Genomic DNA, 17,132 nt, shown 5'->3' on the forward strand with positions numbered 1-17,132 from the left:
CCGGCGTACGGCATCAGAAATAGTATTTAAAGCGTACGCGTCCGCCGTAGCGATCGTCGCTTCGGTCATCGCCATCGTTCGGATGCGCTTCCACCCAGGAAGCATACGCGCCAAGATAGATGTTGAAATTCTTCATCTGCATCACGTTCGGGATCAGGTATGACGCATGAATGGTGTGAATATCATAATCCCCGGGATCGGTGACCCAGCAGTCGCCGTCACAGTCCGCGTCGAAGTTTGCGGTGTTGAAATTGTCGATCTGGTTATGGGCGTAGATATAGCCCAGTTCGAAATTGCGCCATAAGCCATTCACGCCCGCGGTGAAATCCGTCTCATCCGTGGCATCCATGTAGGCGGTATTCAGATTCGCCACGATCCCGTTATCCGGATCGGTTTTTTGCCCGTTCCACGTCATGGTGAAACCATAGCCGGTGCGGTCAGACTGGTCTATCCATTTTCCTGACGCATCACGGTAGCCATAGGCGTTGTTGACGAGGTTGCTCTCCATCGCGATGGCCGTCGAGAAGTTCCCTTCCTGCCAGGCAATGACCGGCCGGACATAGGCAACGTTTTTATCGTTATCCAGGTCCACACCGTGATACTGCTGGTCCACAAACAGTGAACTGCCATCTTCTAGCAGGGTGTTTACCTCGAGATACCAGTTACCCAGCGTTTTGCTGATCATGAAGTTACCGCCGCTGTCGCTACGCCCGCGCCCCTCTTTCATCATGTAGATGTAGCCGTAGCCATCGCTGTAGAGATCGTTGGCGGTGTTGCCGGAATATTCAACGAAGGTATCCTGATTAAGCGGGAACATGTCATAGGCTTCGAAGCGGCCCACTTTCACCTTCCAGTCGTTTTCTGTGCCAAAGAAGAAAACGGCATCATCGAGGTTCATTTTGCCCGTTAAGTCAGCCAGCGGCTGCACGGAGAAGCCGGCGAAATTGCCGTTTGCCATCCGTTTATAGCCGTCAAAACCTAACAGCAGACGCCCGTTAATATCCCAGCGTTCATGGCTGCCGGGCGCCCAGTCTTTGTTGGCCGTCGTTTTCATGGAGGTTAAACTGCCGGTCTTGCTGGCTGCGTCCATATTAAATTCAACGTCGCCATAAAACTTAATATCACCGTAGCCGGATAACGTCAGCTTCGGTGCCGCTTGTGCTGTCGCAGGCTCCGTCGCTTCCACCACAACCGGATTTGCGACGGCGGCCGTCTGCTGCTGTTTTTCCAGCACCTGAATTTGTGCCTCCGCCTTTGCCGCCCGGCTTTCGGCTTTTTCGAGACGCGCCTCCAGTTGCGCCAGTTTATCTTCCAGACGCTGGGTATCGTTTGCTGCCATTGCTCCGGTAGTACAAAACGCACTGACAATGAGTGCAAGGGTTTTCACTTTCATCGACTCCATCCTCGTGAGTTAATCATTATTTCCTGACGGACACAGAGAACCTCACCGATACTTCGCATGAATTATCGGCTTACTACTTATACCCGTCATACTTCAAGTTGCATGTGCGTTGGCTGCACTCGTTCACCCCAGTCACTTACTTTTGTAAGCTCCTGGGGATTCACTCCTTTGCCGCCTTCCTGCAACTCGAATTATTTAGGGTATAAACCATTAAGAGTTAGCGAATTCGCCTTTATTTAAATCATTCACCACGCCATTCATGATGTTTTCCGTTAATTTATAAAACTTAATGGAGAAAGCAGTGAGTAAATAAAAGAGAGAGGGAATCAAGGTAAACAGCAGAATGACGCCCTGAACGGCGGATTCCGATTGTACCGTGCTGCTGGATTCATAATTGTACCAGGCCAGTACCCAGCCCAGAATAGCACCGCCGACCGCCACCCCTAATTTAATGACGAATATATTGGCGGCAACATTCATACCTGTAATTCGACGCTGGGTTTTCCATTCACCGTAATTATTTGCATCGGTGATCATCGACCACTGCAGCGCACCGTTGCCGCCCTGAACAATCTGAATAAGAATGTGGGCAATTAAGGGAATAACCCAAAATTCCAGCGGCAGCCAGAAACAGGCCACGCCTAACGCCGCATTCAGAATATTGATCCAGAATGAGAGTTTGACCTTGCAAAAACGGGTGCCAAATGGCTGTGCCAGTACGGAGCCTAACATCGAGGCCAGCATCCCGCCCAGCATAAAGTACGAGATGATGTCGGCTCCTTTGTTCAGAACGGTATTAACGTAATAGACCACCGCGCCGCCGCGGATCACCACCGCTACCAGCATCATAAAGTTGTAGATGGAGAGAATGCGCCATTGATCGTTACGAAAGAGGATCTTAACGTCACGGGCAATGTTGAGATTCTCCTCTTTGATGGGCTGCACGCGCTCTTTGGTAGTGACAAAACAGACGATAAACATCAGGCAGCCGATCGCGCCGAAGAGCGCCATCGCCACCTGAATACCTGTCGCTCTGTCGCCCGGATAGAGGTAATCAGCCAGGGGCAGAATGAGGGCGGTGCCAAGCGCACCGCCAATCGGGGTGATGGCAAAACGCCAGGACTGCAACGAGAGGTTTTCGCGTGGGTCGGAGGTTAGCGCCGCCCCCAGGGAGCAATACGGGATATTAATGGCGGTATACATCAGGGTCATAAATATATATGCGCCGACGGCATAATAAATTTTTCCGGTTTCGGTAAAATCCGGAATGGAATAAACCAGTACGCAACTCACCGCAAAAGGAACGCATATTGCCAGCAGCCAGGGGCGAAAACGGCCCCAGCGCGTGGAGGTTGCATCAGCAATTGCCCCCATAATCGGGTCGGTAATCGCATCTAATAAACGCACCAGAAGAAACATGGTTCCCATGACGGCCGGGGGTAATCCATAGATATCCGTATAGTAATACGCCAGAATGGCCACCGATGAGTCAAATACAATATGACTCGCTGCATCGCCCAGGCTATAGCCTATTTTCTCTTTGACCGGAATTTTCTCTGCAATTGACATCGCGTGACTCCTCATTTATGAAACCGGTTTCTTTTGTAACGATAATTTCGCCTGAGAGCCATGCGGCGATCCATTATGTTTTTTCACCTCGAACTTATGTTTTTTGCTTTATGTGATCGTGATAATTAAAAGAAAGCGTTCGTCGGGCACATTCTGTGCAACGGATCGCACTTTATTTTCTGTGCCGTTAGATATTCACAAAATCAATATTCCAGCGCGTCATACCGGGCATGAAACGCACCGGTAAATAGTCTGGATTTGTGCAAAATGCGATGTTCGGCACGCGAAGCGCGGCATATTCGACTAAGGTTTTCTGGTGATTGATGACAGCGTAACTGCTGCTCAGTGAAATAAGGAGAAGCACCAATGATAATCCCACAAAAGCTGCGCCCTCGCCTCTTACCTGTGGTTCTGGGCAGTGCGCTGCTCGCGGTGGCCGCTTCTGGCTACGCGGAAGAGATGAACGCAGGCCAGACGAATTCACCGGATATTCTGCTCGGGCCCCTCTTCAGTGACGTTCAGAGCGCCAAACTCTTCCCCGATCAAAAAACCTTTGCCGACGCGGTGCCAAACAGCGATCCCCTGACAATCCTTGCCGACTACCGTATGCAACGTCGTCAGTCCGGGTTTGACTTACGCCATTTTGTCGAGGTGAACTTTACGCTGCCGGGTGAAGGAGAAAAATATGTTCCGCCCGCAGGACAAAGTTTACGTGAGCACATTGACGATCTCTGGCCGGTGCTGACGCGCACCACCGACAAAGCCAGCAATAAATGGGATTCCCTTCTGCCGTTACCGAAGCCGTACGTTGTGCCTGGCGGACGTTTCCGTGAGGTCTACTACTGGGACAGCTATTTCACCATGCTGGGCCTGGCGGAGAGCGACCACTGGGACAAAATCAGCGATATGGTGGACAACTTTGCGTATGAAATTGACACCTTCGGGCATATTCCCAACGGCAACCGCAGCTATTACCTGAGCCGCTCCCAGCCGCCGTTCTTCTCGCTGATGGTTGAACTGCTGGCGACCCACGACAGCGATGCGCTGAAGAAATATCGTCCGCAGATGGAAAAAGAGTATGCCTGGTGGATGGATGGCGTCGACGCCCTGCAACCCGGGCAAGCCAACAAACGCGTGGTGAAGCTGGATGATGGCGCTATCCTCAATCGCTACTGGGATGACCGCGATACGCCGCGCCCGGAATCCTGGCTTGATGATGTGAATACCGCCAAAAGTAACCCGAACCGTCCTGCGACCGAGATCTACCGTGATTTGCGTTCCGCTGCGGCCTCGGGCTGGGACTTTAGCTCCCGCTGGATGGATGACCCGCAAAAGCTCGCCACTATCCGGACCACCAGCATCGTGCCCGTGGATCTGAACGCCCTGATGTTCAAAATGGAAAAACTGCTGGCCCGGGCAAGCCAGGAGAGTGGCGATGCCGCCAGCGCGAGCAAATATGAAGCGCTGGCAACGGCACGTCAGAAAGCCATCGAGAGCCACCTGTGGAATGATAAAGAGGGCTGGTACGCTGATTACGATCTGAAGAGCAAAAAGGTACGTAATCAGCTCACCGCCGCGGCCCTGTTCCCGCTTTACGTGAAGGCCGCGGCGCAGGATCGTGCCGATAAAGTCGCAGCGGCAACCTCATCGCACCTGCTACAACCGGGTGGGATTGCGACCACCACCGTCAACAGCGGCCAGCAATGGGATGCACCAAACGGCTGGGCTCCGCTACAGTGGGTGGCCACGGAAGGATTACAGAATTACGGACAAGATAAGGTCGCGATGGACGTGACCTGGCGCTTCCTGAAGAACGTTCAGCATACGTACGACCGCGAAAAGAAACTGGTCGAGAAGTATGACGTGTCGACAACCGGTACTGGCGGCGGCGGTGGAGAGTATCCGCTTCAGGATGGCTTCGGCTGGAGCAACGGCGTGACGCTGAAGATGCTGGACCTGGTATGCCCGAAAGAGAAACCGTGCGACAGCGTGCCGGAGAACCGGCCTGCAGCGAATGACGAAGTTGCGCCAGCAAAAGCTACGGCGCAGTAACGTGTATTGCCGGGTGGCGGCTACGCCGCCCGGCCTACATTTTGCCCTCAAAGGGCTGTGCTCAGAAACTGTAACTCGCCCCTAACTGATACGTCCGGTCACGCCCAATCCAGCAGTTTGTTGCGTCGTAACAGGTAAGCGTCTCTTTGTTGGTGATGTTCTGCGCGCTGACTTTAAGCGTTAGCCCCGCAAGCGACGGCAGGATTTCGCCCATCCGGTAAGAGGCCGACAGATCGTACTGCGTGGTCCCGCCCAGTTTACCCGCATCGTTAGCTGGTGAAATCTCCATGGAGCCAGTGTAACGCGCCCCCGCACCCAGCATCAGCCCTTTCAGCGGCGTGTTTTCAAAGGTGTAATCTCCCCAGAGGTTAAAAGCATTCTCCGGCACCTGCGTCGGGCGTTTGCCCTGGTACTTATCATCTTCGGTATTGATTGCGTGGGTGTAAGCATAGTTGGCAATCAGCGTCAGATTATCCGTCGGACGGCTGACGACCGAGAGCTCTGCCCCTTTGGATTCCACCTCACCGGTCTGGCTGTAATTCAGGAACCCCGGATCGGAGGTGACGACATTTTTCTGACGGATGTTAAACACCGACGCCGTCAGGGTGGTGGCATAATCGGCCAGCAGGTATTTCACCCCACCTTCCACCTGTTTGCTGGTGGTCGGTTTCACCTCTTTCGCCGTGAGCGTTCCCTTTGGCGACACCGGCGCAAAACCTTCGGAATAGCTGATAAACGGTGAAATCCCGTTATCGAAAGCGTAAAGCGCGCCGAGACGTTTAGTGACGCGATCCTGGGATACCCATGCCTTGTCGCCGTTCTGCAGGTAATTGGTGGTAACGGAGCGATAATCATCGTAGCGCAGGCTGGCCAAAAGATTTAAGCCGCCAAACGCGACCTGATCCTGCAGGTAATAGCCGTTCTGCTGATAACTCAGACGGTTTTTCTGGGCGGTATAAAGCCCTAGCGCGTTTTCATGGATCTGCGAATAGTCAGGATCGCGCATATCGATACCCGGCGTGGCCGTCGCATACCGGTAGTGGAAGTGGGAGTTCAGCTTCTGATAGTCAAACCCGGCCAGCAGATGATGTTCCCAGTCGCCCAGCGCCACGGTTTTGGTGACCTGGTTATCGATATTGAAGCTCTGCAGATCTTCATCCGTGGTATAGGCAAAGCGGTTGAGCTGATAGACCTCGCTTCCCGTGCCCGTTGCATAGACGCTGCGCTGATGCGTGTCGACGTCGAAATAGCGTGCCTTCTGGTTAAAGCCCCAGCCGCTGTCAAACGCGTGTTCAAAGCTGTAGCCCAGCATCCACTGCCGCTGCTTAAACCCGCTCCACTCATCGCCGGCGTAATCGCGCTTGCCCGCGTATTTCGAGCGCAGGTAAGAGAGCGGTAGCGGGTTCGATGGGGTCAGACCTGGGCTGTTCTGCGCCAGCGCATCCACGGTGAGGCGGGTTTTGCTGTCGGGCTGCCAGGTGACAGACGGGGCAACGAGATAATTTTCATAGCGGGTGGTGTGCGGCTGATCGTCATTTTCCGTCGCTTTGCCGAGCAGTCGGTAGTTCCAGTCGCTGCCGGCAATCTGCCCGGTTGAGTCAAGATAACCCTCTTTCAGATTGCGGTTGCCGGTGTTGAAGCCGAACTCGGTTCGGGCTTCCCGCTGCGGCTTTTTACTTTGAATATTCACCAGCCCGCCCGGCGAGGCGCCGCCGTAGAGCACCGATGAAGGGCCTTTCAAAATATCCACGCTGTCAATCAACAGCGGATCGATACGGGCCTGGGTATTGCCGGTCACGTTGTAGGGCAACTGCAGCCCATTGTAGAACTCCTGGTCGACGGTAAAGCCACGAATTTTATATTCGCTCAAATAGGAGGTATTCCCCCGCACCTCCGTCGAGACGCCCGGCGCATAGCGCAGAATTTCATTCACCGAATTCGCGTGACGCTTTTCAATTTCCGGGGCAGAGAGGGTCGTGATGACCTGCGGCGTTTTACTTTCTGCCACGGCCGATTTCGTGGCACTGTTTGTCCAGGTTGGGAGCGCGCTGCCCTGCTCTGAGCCCGTGACGACGAGGGTTGATTCTTCGGCGAACGCCTGAACCTGTAATGCCAGCGTGATAGCGCCTGCCAGGGCGCATAGCGTAAAACGTGAGGTATGCATAATGTCGTCTTGTGGTTGGATGTAATTCGGAACGACAATTATTATCATTTAGATTAGCAAATCAATATTCAGGCAAAAAAAACGGCCCTCCGCAGAGAGCCGTTTCCGTTAATTTATGCTCGTCGCAGTAACCTGAATATGCCCAGCACCACAATGGCGCCCACAACAGCGACCAGAAAACTGTGCAGGTCAAAACCACTTATGTTGCCGCCAAAGCCAAACATCGTCGCCAGCCAGCCGCCCACAACCGCACCAACGACCCCGAGTACGCAGGTCAAAATAAAGCCGCCGCCGTCGTTTCCCGGCATGATCAATTTCGCGATAGCGCCAGCAATAAGACCGAAGATAATCCAGGCGATGATACCCATAGCGATGCCCTCTTGCAGGTTTAACGCATGCGCAGAAAACCTTCTGCGCAGCTAACTTAAGTATAGGTCATCGCCAGAAAACCATTTTCATCTCACCGACTTATCTTTGCGTAAGCCGAAAAAAAACTCACCGGTTTGTATTAAGTTTCATTGCAGCGTGCCGATAACGCTAAGACAGTCTGTCATTTATCAAGGAGCCATCCGGCGTGAGTCATTACAGTGAGCAGTTCCTCAAGCAAAATCCGCTGGCTGTATTAGGGGTATTACGCGACCTGCAAAAAGGCGAAGTGCCGCTGCGCATCAGCTGGTCGAATAATCAGTTCATCAGCAAGATCCTGGACGCCTCGCAGGAGCGGCTGGTGATTGATTTAGGCAGTCAGGAGTATGAAAACCGTGCGGCGCTGAAAGCGGAGAATCTCGCGGTGATGGCCGAAACCCAGGGCGCTAAAGTGGAGTTTGTCCTGTCGCGACTGGAACTGCGCGAATACCAGGGACTTCCGGCCTTTGTGACCCCGCTTCCCTCCAATCTCTGGTTTGTTCAGCGTCGTGAATATTTCCGCATCAACGCCCCGCTTCATCCCGCCTATTTTTGTAAGGCCAAAATGCCGGACAAAAAAGAGATCCGCTTCCGTCTCTTCGATCTGTCGCTCGGCGGTATGGGCGCACTGATGGATACGCCGAAACCTGACGGACTGGTAGAAGGCATGCGGTTTACACAAATCGAACTGGATATGGGTGGCTGGGGCCGCTTTTATTTCGACGCGCAGTTGATTGCTATCAGCGATCGCACCGTTGTGGACAGCAAAAATGAAACCATCACCACTCCGCGTCTTAGTTTCCGTTTCCTCAACGTCGGCCCCGGTGCAGAGCGTGAGCTGCAGCGCATTATCTACTCGCTGGAGCGAGAGGCGCGGGAGCGCGCCAATAAAATTCTGTAAGGAAAATCGGGCAGCGTGACCGCCGCCCGTCTGCGGCATTACATGGCATCCATCGCTTTCTGTACTTTCCAGATATAACGAGGCGCCTGTGGTGCCGGGTGATTTTTCACCACATGCTCAAAGAATTCGTCTTTGTCCATGCCGTTAATCTCTTCTATCGCCTCTTTGCGGTCTGATGAGAAGGTTCTGAGCAACGCGCCGGCACCGTTGACGTAAGAGACCACCAGCGCGTACTGCATCACATCCGGATCCTCAATGCCCTTCAGCACGCCATGTTCCATAATGCTCAGATAGGCTGTGCCCATTGAAATGTTGCGCTCCGGGTTCTTCAGCTCGCTGGTTGACGGCTGGCCGCTCCAGCCCATATAGCGGTACACTTCTCTCCCCGCCGTTGACGCTTTAAGCTGCATCAGCCCTACCGCGTTGGACTTGCTGACAAGCGTGGGGTTACCGCCGGACTCCACCGCAATAATCGCCGTGATCAGACGCGGGCTGACGCCCCAGGCCTTCCCGGCTTGTTCACTGATTGGCATCCACTGCATCGCCCGCTTCACCGGCACTTCCGGGTTCCACGGCGGATTTTGATAATCATGCTTTGAACTACAGCCAGCGAGCAACACAATCAAAAAAGCAAACCATCTTAATTTCACGTCATCTATCCTTATAGCCGGTCATCGCGGTGCGCCGCCCTTGAAGCAGGCAGCGTATAAGCGGCATGATATAGACAATTAGTTTCTCATTCAGCAAGGAATTGCCATGTCTCAGTTTCATCTCATCGCGCCATCCGGCTACTGCATTAACCAGGACGCGGCGCAGCGGGGCGTTCAGCGTTTGCTGGCGTCCGGCCATCAGGTAGAAAATCAGACGATTATCCCCCGCCGCCAGCAGCGTTTTGCCGGCACGGAGGCGCAGAGGCTGAATGATATCAACAACCTGGTGAACCTGAAGGGTGCAAACCAGATCGTTCTGGCGGTACGCGGCGGATATGGCGCGAGCCGTCTGCTGGAGAGTATTGACTGGCAGGGCCTGGCGCAGCGTCAGCAGCAGGATCCGCTGCTGATCTGCGGCCACAGCGATTTCACCGTCATCCAGCTTGGGCTGCTGGCCCTGCATAACGTCATTACCTTCAGCGGCCCGATGCTGGCCGGTAACGTCGGTGCGCCGGAGCTGGATGCGTTTACCATGGACCATTTCTGGCGCGCGCTGTGCAATCCGACCTACAGCGTGGAGTGGCAAGGCAATGGGCCGCACTGGGAGTGTGAAGGCCAGCTCTGGGGCGGCAATCTGGCGATGCTGGTCTCGCTCATTGGCACGCCGTGGCTGCCGCACATCGAGGATGGCATTCTGGTGCTGGAAGATATCAACGAACATCCGTTCCGCGTCGAGCGTATGCTGTTGCAGCTTTATCATGCTGGTATTCTTGAGCGCCAGTCCGCCATTATTCTGGGCAGCTTTAGCGGCTCTGCGCCTAATGATTATGACGCGGGTTACACCCTTGAGACCATGATCGACTTTGTTCGCTCGCGGCTGGATATTCCGGTCATTACCGGTCTGGATTTCGGTCATGAGCAGCAAACCGTCACCCTGCCGCTGGGGGCGCACGCCTCCCTGATTCATAATGATTCGGGCAGCCGGCTCACCCTCAGCGGCCATCCTGTCATAAAGGCATAAAAAAGCCGTCAAACCCGCTTAATAAAACGCTGTTGCCGTGGTTAATATGTTAGGGTTTTAGTAACAGCGTTAACATTGAGGTGGGAGTAAGAGAACATTGGATGCCGCAGCGATAATCAGTCTTTTCATTCTGGGTTCGGTCCTTGTAACCAGCAGTATTTTATTAAGTTCATTTTCATCGCGTCTCGGCATACCTATTCTTGTTATTTTCCTTGCCATCGGCATGCTGGCTGGCATTGATGGCATCGGCGGTATTCCTTTCGATAACTACCCTTTCGCCTATATGGTGAGTAACCTCGCGCTGGCCGTGATCCTGCTTGACGGCGGGATGCGCACCCAGGCGAGCTCCTTCCGCGTGGCCTTAGGACCTGCACTGTCGCTGGCAACCGTCGGCGTGTTGATAACCTCAGGCCTCACCGGGATGATGGCCGCCTGGCTTTTCCATCTCAATATCATGGAAGGACTGTTGATTGGCGCTATCGTCGGCTCAACCGATGCGGCAGCCGTGTTCTCCCTGCTCGGTGGTAAAGGGCTTAACGAACGCGTGGGCTCCACGCTTGAGATTGAATCCGGCAGTAACGATCCGATGGCGGTGTTTCTCACCATCACGCTCATCGAGATGATTCAGCAGCACGAAAGCGGGCTGAGCTGGATGTTTGCATGGCATATCCTGCAGCAGTTCGGCCTGGGGATACTCATCGGCCTGGCGGGAGGGTATCTGTTACAGCAAACCATCAACCGCATATCGCTGCCGCTGGGACTCTACCCGCTGCTGGCGCTGAGCGGCGGCATTCTTATTTTCGCCGTCACCACAGCGCTGGACGGTAGCGGCATTCTCGCCGTCTATCTGTGCGGGTTCCTGATGGGCAACCGCCCTATCCGCAACCGTCATGCCATTTTGCAGAACTTCGACGGCCTGGCCTGGCTGGCGCAGATCGGCATGTTCCTGGTGCTTGGGCTTCTGGTGACACCCTCGGACCTGCTTCCCATCGCCATTCCGGCGCTGCTGCTGTCGGCGTGGATGATCTTCTTCGCCCGTCCGCTGTCGGTGTTTGCGGGGCTGCTGCCGTTTCGCGGCTTCAACCTGCGCGAGCGCGTCTTTATCAGCTGGGTGGGCCTGCGCGGCGCGGTGCCGATTATCCTTGCCGTCTTCCCGATGATGGCCGGTCTGGATAACGCCCGGCTGTTCTTTAACGTGGCGTTCTTCGTGGTGCTGATTTCGCTGCTCTTCCAGGGAACGTCCCTCGGGTGGGCGGCGAAAAAAGCCAAAGTGGTGGTACCGCCTGTGGGCTGGCCGGTGTCCCGCGTCGGGCTGGACATCCACCCGGAAAACCCGTGGGAACAGTTTGTCTATCAGCTCAGCGCCGACAAATGGTGCGTAGGGGCCTCGCTGCGCGATTTGCACATGCCCGCCGACACGCGGATTGCCGCCCTGTTCCGCGATAATGTCCTGCTGCACCCGACCGGCAGCACCCGTCTGCGCGAAGGGGACATTCTGTGCGTGATAGGCCGCGAGCGCGACCTGCCCGCGCTGGGCAAGCTGTTCAGCCAGTCGCCGCCGGTGGCGCTGGACCAGCGTTTCTTCGGCGATTTTATTCTGGAAGCCAGCGCCAAATTCGCGGATGTGGCCCTGATTTACGGTCTGGATGAGGGGGCTGAAGACGGTGATAACCAGCAAACGCTGGGCGAAATCATCCAGCAGCGACTTGGCGCGGCCCCGGTAGTGGGTGACCAGGTGGAGTTTGCCGGGATGATCTGGACGGTTGCCGAAAAAGAAGATAACGCGGTACGGAAAGTCGGCTTAAGGCCGAGGGAAGAGGACGTGGAGTAGCGGTTTTTTGCCGGGTGGCGCTAACGCTTACCCGGCCTACGTTCAGGGGTTTTGTAGGTCGGGTAAGGCGCAGCCGCCACCCGACACACATAAAAGTTACACCGTCACAACAGGCACTCTCGGTGCCAGCGCGCACATCAGTTCATACCCTACCGTCCCCGCCGCGGCGGCCACGTCATCAATTTTGATTTCGTTACCCCACAGTTCAACCGGTGAGCCGATGCCCGCCTGCGGACATGGCGTCAGGTCAACGGCCAGCATATCCATCGATACGGTGCCCACCGTTCCCGTACGAACGCCATCCACCCATACCGGCGTCCCGGTCGGGGCGATGCGCGGATAGCCGTCAGCATAGCCGCCTGCCACAATACCAATCCGCTGCTCACCCGTCGCCCGGTAGCGGCTGCCGTAGCCCACCGTGTCGCCGGCCTTAAGCGTCTGCACGCCAATGATTTCACTGCGCAACGTCATCACCGGCTTCAGGCCGCTGTTGGCAATATCCTGCCACTGGCCTGAGGGTGACGCACCGTACAGTACGATCCCCGGACGCACCCAGTTGTAATGCGCCTCAGGATGCCACAGCGTCGCCGCGGAGTTAGACAGCGAGCGCGGGCAGTCCAGCCCCTCTGCCGCCTGCTCAATACGGACCATGGCATCAGCAATGCCGTCCGGTTTTTCCGCATCGGCAAAATGGGCCATCAGCGTCATTTCACCCACGTTCTTCAGGGCGCGCAGCTGCTGCCAGACGGTATGTACCCGCTCAGGCTGGAAGCCCAGGCGGTTCATGCCGCTGTTCACCTTGAGATAAATATCCAGCGGCGCATGGAGCTTCGCATCCTGAATCGCCTTGATCTGCCAGTTGCTGTGAACGCTGGTGGTGAGCCGGTACTTATCCAGCAGCGGCAGGTCGTCGGCATGGAAGAACCCCTCCAGCAGCAGAATGGGCCCTTTCCAGCCGCGCTCGCGCAGCAGAATGGCCTCTTCCAGATTCAGTAACGCGAAGCCGTCGGTGGCGCTCAGCGCGCTCCAGATACGGTCAATGCCGTGGCCGTAGGCATTGGCTTTCACCACCGACCACACGCGGGCGCCAGGTGCTGCCCGGCGAACAATCTGCAGGTTATCCTTCAGGGCCTGCAGGTTCAGCTGAGCGAGAACAGGACGGGACATGACAGCTCCTTAGTTATGCGCGCCGTGCAGGTGCTGTGGACGCGAAGGCGTAAACCCCGACTGATAGCGTGCTGCACTTAAATCGTCAAACGGAATGGCCGGCGTGCGCCCGGAGATCAGATCGCTCAGCAGCTGGCCCGAGCCGCAGGCCATCGTCCAGCCAAGCGTACCGTGTCCGGTATTGGTCCACAGGTTTTTGTACGGCGTGCGCCCGACAATCGGCGTGCCGTCTGGCGTCATTGGACGCAGACCGGTCCAGAAGGTTGCCTGTTCGACAAAACCGCCGCGCGGGAAGAGGTCGCCCACCACCATCTCCAGCGTCTCACGGCGCGGCTGCAGCAGTTCGGTGTTAAAGCCGACAATCTCCGCCATGCCGCCTACGCGGATGCGGTTATCAAAGCGGGTAATGGCAATTTTGTAGGTCTCATCCAGTATGGTCGAGACCGGCGCCCCGCTCTCCTCTTTCACCGGAATGGTCAGCGAGTAGCCCTTCAGCGGATAAACCGGAATATCGAGAATGCCTTTCAGCATCGCGGTGGAGTACGAGCCAAACGCCATGACGTAGGCATCGGCTTTGATCACCTCTTCACCACATTTCACACCATAAATTTTTTCCCCTTCCGACAGCAGTTTGTCGACAGAGGTGTTGAAGCGGAATTTCACACCCGCCTGCTCGCACATTTGCGCCAGACGCTGCGTAAAGAGCTGGCAGTCACCGGTTTCGTCATTCGGCAGACGCAGACCGCCCGTCAGTTTATGCGCCACTTCCGCCAGGGCCGGTTCAACCTGACCTAGCTGGCTGGCTTCCAGCAGCTGATACGGTACGCCGGCATCTTCCAGCACGGCGATGTCACGGGTCGCATTTTCGTACTGTTGCGCCGTGCGGAACAGCTGCAGCGTCCCGCCCTGACGACCTTCATACTCGATCCCGGTTGAGGCGCGCAGCGCTTTCAGGCAGTCGCGGCTGTATTCCGCCAGGCGCACCATGCGCCCTTTGTTCTCCATATAGTGGCGGGTGTCGCAGTTGCGCAGCATCTGCCACATCCACTTGAGCTGGAACTGCGTGCCGTCAAGGCTGATGGCCAGCGGCGCATGGCGCTGGAACATCCATTTAATCGCTTTCAGCGGAACACCCGGAGCCGCCCACGGCGCCGCATAGCCCGGGGAGATTTGCCCGGCGTTCGCCGCGCTGGTTTCCAGCGCAGGGCCTGGCTCACGATCGATAACGGTGACGTCATGTCCCGCCTGACTTAAATACCAGGCGCTGGTTACCCCAACGACACCACTTCCCAGTATGACAACACGCATAGCCACTCCATTATGTGCAAAAGAACAATCTTCTAATTACAGATTGATAACCTAGTTGAAAATATTATTCAACATACGACTTTTTTATGGTGACTTGCCTCACACATCCCCCAGCATCAGGGGATAGGGCTAATTTGGGATCTCCTGCTGCGCGTTATTTTTAGCCAGCATAATATGCTGAGAGATACCGTTTTTTTGCCGTATCAAAAACGCGAAATCGCAAAGAAAAAATTTCTGCCCCAGCACGCTTTTTAACACGTTGATCTATGCTTGAAAGGAGGCTCTCCAGACAGAGAGAGCACCCACAACGAGGGCGCGCTAATGGCTACTATTGATTCCCTGAACAAGGACAACACACGTCTGAGCGATGGACCCGACTGGACCTTCGAGCTGCTGGATGTCTACCTCGCCGAAATCGACCGGGTCGCGAAGCTGTATCGCCTGGATACCTATCCTCATCAGATTGAAGTCATTACGTCCGAACAGATGATGGACGCCTACTCCAGCGTCGGGATGCCAATTAACTATCCGCACTGGTCGTTCGGTAAAAAATTCATTGAAACGGAGCGGCTGTATAAGCATGGCCAGCAGGGGCTGGCGTATGAGATTGTTATAAACTCCAATCCGTGTATCGCCTATTTAATGGAAGAGAACACCATTACCATGCAGGCGCTGGTGATGGCGCACGCCTGCTACGGGCATAACTCTTTTTTCAAAAACAACTACCTGTTCCGCAGCTGGACGGACGCCAGCTCCATCGTCGATTACCTCATCTTCGCGCGTAAATACATTACCGACTGCGAAGAGCGCTACGGCGTGGACGAAGTGGAAAAACTGCTCGACTCCTGTCACGCGCTGATGAACTACGGCGTTGACCGCTACAAACGCCCACAGAAAATCTCCCTGCAGGAGGAGAAAGCCCGGCAGAAAAGCCGCGAAGAGTATCTGCAAAGCCAGGTGAATATGCTGTGGCGTACCCTGCCGAAGCGTGAGGAGGAGAAAGCGGTCGCCGAAGCGCGTCGTTATCCGTCTGAACCGCAGGAAAACCTGCTCTATTTTATGGAGAAGAACGCCCCGCTGCTGGAGTCGTGGCAGCGTGAGATCCTGCGCATCGTGCGCAAGGTGAGCCAGTATTTCTACCCGCAAAAGCAGACCCAGGTGATGAACGAAGGCTGGGCGACATTCTGGCACTACACCATTCTCAACCATCTTTACGACGAGGGAAAAGTCACCGAGCGGTTTATGATGGAATTCCTCCACAGCCACACTAATGTGGTGTTCCAGCCGCCCTACAACAGCCCGTGGTATAGCGGTATCAACCCGTATGCGCTTGGTTTTGCCATGTTCCAGGACATTAAACGTATTTGTCAGTCGCCAACCGAAGAAGACAAGTACTGGTTCCCGGATATCGCCGGCTCTGACTGGCTGGAAACGCTGCATTTTGCGATGCGTGACTTTAAGGATGAGAGCTTTATCAGCCAGTTTATGTCGCCGAAGATCATGCGTGATTTCCGCTTCTTCACCGTGCTGGATGATGACCGTAACAACTACCTGGAGATTTCAGCGATCCACAACGAAGAGGGTTACCGGGAGATCCGCTCTCGCCTCTCTTCCCAGTACAACCTGAGCAACCTTGAACCGAATATTCAGGTATGGAATGTAGATTTGCGCGGTGACCGTTCCCTGACGCTGCGCTATATTCCGCACAATCGCGCGCCGCTGGATAAAGGACGCAAAGAGGTGCTGAAGCATGTGCATCGTCTGTGGGGCTTTGACGTGCTGCTGGAGCAGCAGAATGAAGACGGGAGCGTCGAGCTGCTGGAGCGCTGCCCGGCGCGGTTGAATACGCTGTAGTTTTTTTGCCGGTAAGCGAAGCGCCACCCGACGAAAAAAAACCTCTCATACGAGAGGTTTTTTATTTCAGCGGCTCTGAATCGCTAAATCACCCGGCAGGGTTTTCTGCATCCGGTGCCAGATTTCACCGGAATCGTGGCCGTAGCGACGCACTGTTTCATAAACCTGATCGTGCAGGCCTTCGGAACAGAGCTTGCTCAGTTTATGGTAGAAACCCAGCGCCAGGCTACGCGCCTCAGGGTTGGCAAAGTAGTGGCGGCCGATGCGGGTATAGAGCCCTTTCATACCATTGAGGATAAGACCGTATACCGGGTTGCCGGAGGCGAACGCCAGACCGCGAAACACGTTGTAATCGAGGGTGGCAAACGCGTCGGCGTGATCTTCCACCTCGTTCGCGCTGGCCAGCACCGCAAGGGCATCGTCCGGGTGCTGACGAAAAGCCGTGCGAATAAAGATCGTCGCGATGTTGGTGCGAACGGAGAGCAGATTATCAATGAGTTGCGGCACGCTTTCATGATCGAGGCGCGCCAGCGTTTCAAGAATATTCAGCCCGGAGGTTTCCCAGAAGTTGTTTACTTTTGTTGGCTTACCGTGCTGGATCGTCAACCAGCCATCGCGCGCCAGCCGCTGGAGCACTTCACGCAGCGTGGTGCGAGTGACGCCAATCAGTTCAGAGAGTTCGCGTTCAGCAGGAAGAATGGACCCCGCAGGGAAACGATTATTCCAGATGCTTTCAATGATGTACTCTTCCGCGAAACCCGCCGGGCTCTGCGCCTTAATGACCATAGTGAGATTTCCATTACACAGC

Annotated in this window: 13 protein-coding genes; 5 read left to right on the forward strand and 8 right to left on the reverse strand. The window is 55.3% G+C overall.

Annotated features, from left to right (window positions below; genetic code table 11):
* Window positions 1-13 precede the first annotated feature (13 nt).
* The gene (locus tag EKN83_RS12945) at window positions 14-1,393 is read right to left on the reverse strand and encodes a carbohydrate porin (RefSeq protein ID WP_126801085.1); all 1,380 of its coding nucleotides are present in this window, start codon (window positions 1,391-1,393) and stop codon (window positions 14-16) included.
* 219 nt (window positions 1,394-1,612) lie between these two features.
* Complete coding sequence (locus EKN83_RS12950) at window positions 1,613-2,971, reverse strand: glycoside-pentoside-hexuronide (GPH):cation symporter (protein ID WP_126801086.1); 1,359 nt, start codon at window positions 2,969-2,971, stop codon at window positions 1,613-1,615.
* A gap of 366 nt (window positions 2,972-3,337) precedes the next feature.
* Here EKN83_RS12950 and EKN83_RS12955 point away from each other — a divergent pair, with 366 nt between their 5' ends.
* Entirely contained in the window at window positions 3,338-5,023 is a 1,686-nt protein-coding gene (locus tag EKN83_RS12955; protein WP_126801087.1) for an alpha,alpha-trehalase, read from the forward strand.
* A 61-nt stretch (window positions 5,024-5,084) separates the two neighbouring features.
* On the opposite strand, the gene EKN83_RS12960 is transcribed toward EKN83_RS12955, so the two are convergent.
* Both EKN83_RS12960 and EKN83_RS12965 read right to left on the reverse strand, forming a co-directional pair.
* Window positions 5,085-7,187, reverse strand: coding sequence for a TonB-dependent siderophore receptor (locus tag EKN83_RS12960; RefSeq protein WP_126801088.1), 2,103 nt, complete (start codon window positions 7,185-7,187; stop codon window positions 5,085-5,087).
* 113 nt (window positions 7,188-7,300) lie between these two features.
* Window positions 7,301-7,555 carry a GlsB/YeaQ/YmgE family stress response membrane protein gene (locus EKN83_RS12965; protein WP_008502662.1) on the reverse strand — a complete coding sequence of 85 codons (255 nt, stop codon included), beginning with the start codon at window positions 7,553-7,555 and terminating at the stop codon, window positions 7,301-7,303.
* Between the two features lie 206 nt (window positions 7,556-7,761).
* Here EKN83_RS12965 and EKN83_RS12970 point away from each other — a divergent pair, with 206 nt between their 5' ends.
* On the forward strand, window positions 7,762-8,493 hold the full coding sequence (locus tag EKN83_RS12970) for a flagellar brake protein (RefSeq protein WP_025756866.1): 732 nt from the start codon (window positions 7,762-7,764) through the stop codon (window positions 8,491-8,493).
* A 38-nt stretch (window positions 8,494-8,531) separates the two neighbouring features.
* Here the strand turns inward: EKN83_RS12970 and emtA are convergent, their stop codons facing one another.
* Window positions 8,532-9,143: a membrane-bound lytic murein transglycosylase EmtA gene (gene emtA, locus EKN83_RS12975; RefSeq protein WP_025756867.1), complete on the reverse strand. Its 612-nt coding sequence runs from the start codon at window positions 9,141-9,143 to the stop codon at window positions 8,532-8,534.
* A 106-nt stretch (window positions 9,144-9,249) separates the two neighbouring features.
* Here emtA and ldcA point away from each other — a divergent pair, with 106 nt between their 5' ends.
* Complete coding sequence (gene ldcA / locus EKN83_RS12980; RefSeq protein ID WP_126801089.1) at window positions 9,250-10,164, forward strand: muramoyltetrapeptide carboxypeptidase; 915 nt, start codon at window positions 9,250-9,252, stop codon at window positions 10,162-10,164.
* Window positions 10,165-10,261: 97 nt separating this feature from the next.
* Window positions 10,262-11,995, forward strand: coding sequence for a potassium/proton antiporter (locus EKN83_RS12985; protein WP_025756869.1), 1,734 nt, complete (start codon window positions 10,262-10,264; stop codon window positions 11,993-11,995).
* Between the two features lie 96 nt (window positions 11,996-12,091).
* On the opposite strand, the gene dadX is transcribed toward EKN83_RS12985, so the two are convergent.
* Complete coding sequence (gene dadX / locus EKN83_RS12990; protein ID WP_025756870.1) at window positions 12,092-13,162, reverse strand: catabolic alanine racemase DadX; 1,071 nt, start codon at window positions 13,160-13,162, stop codon at window positions 12,092-12,094.
* A 9-nt stretch (window positions 13,163-13,171) separates the two neighbouring features.
* On the reverse strand, window positions 13,172-14,470 hold the full coding sequence (locus tag EKN83_RS12995; RefSeq protein ID WP_025756871.1) for a D-amino acid dehydrogenase: 1,299 nt from the start codon (window positions 14,468-14,470) through the stop codon (window positions 13,172-13,174).
* A 321-nt stretch (window positions 14,471-14,791) separates the two neighbouring features.
* Between EKN83_RS12995 and EKN83_RS13000 the strand changes: the two genes are divergently transcribed.
* Entirely contained in the window at window positions 14,792-16,324 is a 1,533-nt protein-coding gene (locus tag EKN83_RS13000; RefSeq protein ID WP_025756872.1) for a SpoVR family protein, read from the forward strand.
* A 66-nt stretch (window positions 16,325-16,390) separates the two neighbouring features.
* Here EKN83_RS13000 and fadR read toward each other — a convergent pair whose 3' ends face one another.
* Window positions 16,391-17,110: a fatty acid metabolism transcriptional regulator FadR gene (gene fadR, locus EKN83_RS13005; protein ID WP_025756873.1), complete on the reverse strand. Its 720-nt coding sequence runs from the start codon at window positions 17,108-17,110 to the stop codon at window positions 16,391-16,393.
* Window positions 17,111-17,132 lie beyond the last annotated feature (22 nt).

Origin of the sequence: Enterobacter sp. WCHEn090032, from assembly GCF_003986875.1 — a bacterium.
In the GTDB taxonomy this organism is placed as follows: Bacteria; Pseudomonadota; Gammaproteobacteria; order Enterobacterales; family Enterobacteriaceae; genus Enterobacter; species Enterobacter sichuanensis.

What these genes read in the sequence shown, in the direction of transcription:
- EKN83_RS12945 (WP_126801085.1), bottom strand. Translation starts at nt 1,393, where the DNA reads ATGAAAGTGAAAACCCTTGCACTCATTGTCAGTGCGTTTTGTACTACC.
- EKN83_RS12950 (WP_126801086.1), bottom strand. Translation starts at nt 2,971, where the DNA reads ATGTCAATTGCAGAGAAAATTCCGGTCAAAGAGAAAATAGGCTATAGC.
- EKN83_RS12955 (WP_126801087.1), top strand. Translation starts at nt 3,338, where the DNA reads ATGATAATCCCACAAAAGCTGCGCCCTCGCCTCTTACCTGTGGTTCTG.
- EKN83_RS12960 (WP_126801088.1), bottom strand. Translation starts at nt 7,187, where the DNA reads ATGCATACCTCACGTTTTACGCTATGCGCCCTGGCAGGCGCTATCACG.
- EKN83_RS12965 (WP_008502662.1), bottom strand. Translation starts at nt 7,555, where the DNA reads ATGGGTATCATCGCCTGGATTATCTTCGGTCTTATTGCTGGCGCTATC.
- ldcA (WP_126801089.1), top strand. Translation starts at nt 9,250, where the DNA reads ATGTCTCAGTTTCATCTCATCGCGCCATCCGGCTACTGCATTAACCAG.
- dadX (WP_025756870.1), bottom strand. Translation starts at nt 13,162, where the DNA reads ATGTCCCGTCCTGTTCTCGCTCAGCTGAACCTGCAGGCCCTGAAGGAT.
- EKN83_RS12995 (WP_025756871.1), bottom strand. Translation starts at nt 14,470, where the DNA reads ATGCGTGTTGTCATACTGGGAAGTGGTGTCGTTGGGGTAACCAGCGCC.
- EKN83_RS13000 (WP_025756872.1), top strand. Translation starts at nt 14,792, where the DNA reads ATGGCTACTATTGATTCCCTGAACAAGGACAACACACGTCTGAGCGAT.
- fadR (WP_025756873.1), bottom strand. Translation starts at nt 17,110, where the DNA reads ATGGTCATTAAGGCGCAGAGCCCGGCGGGTTTCGCGGAAGAGTACATC.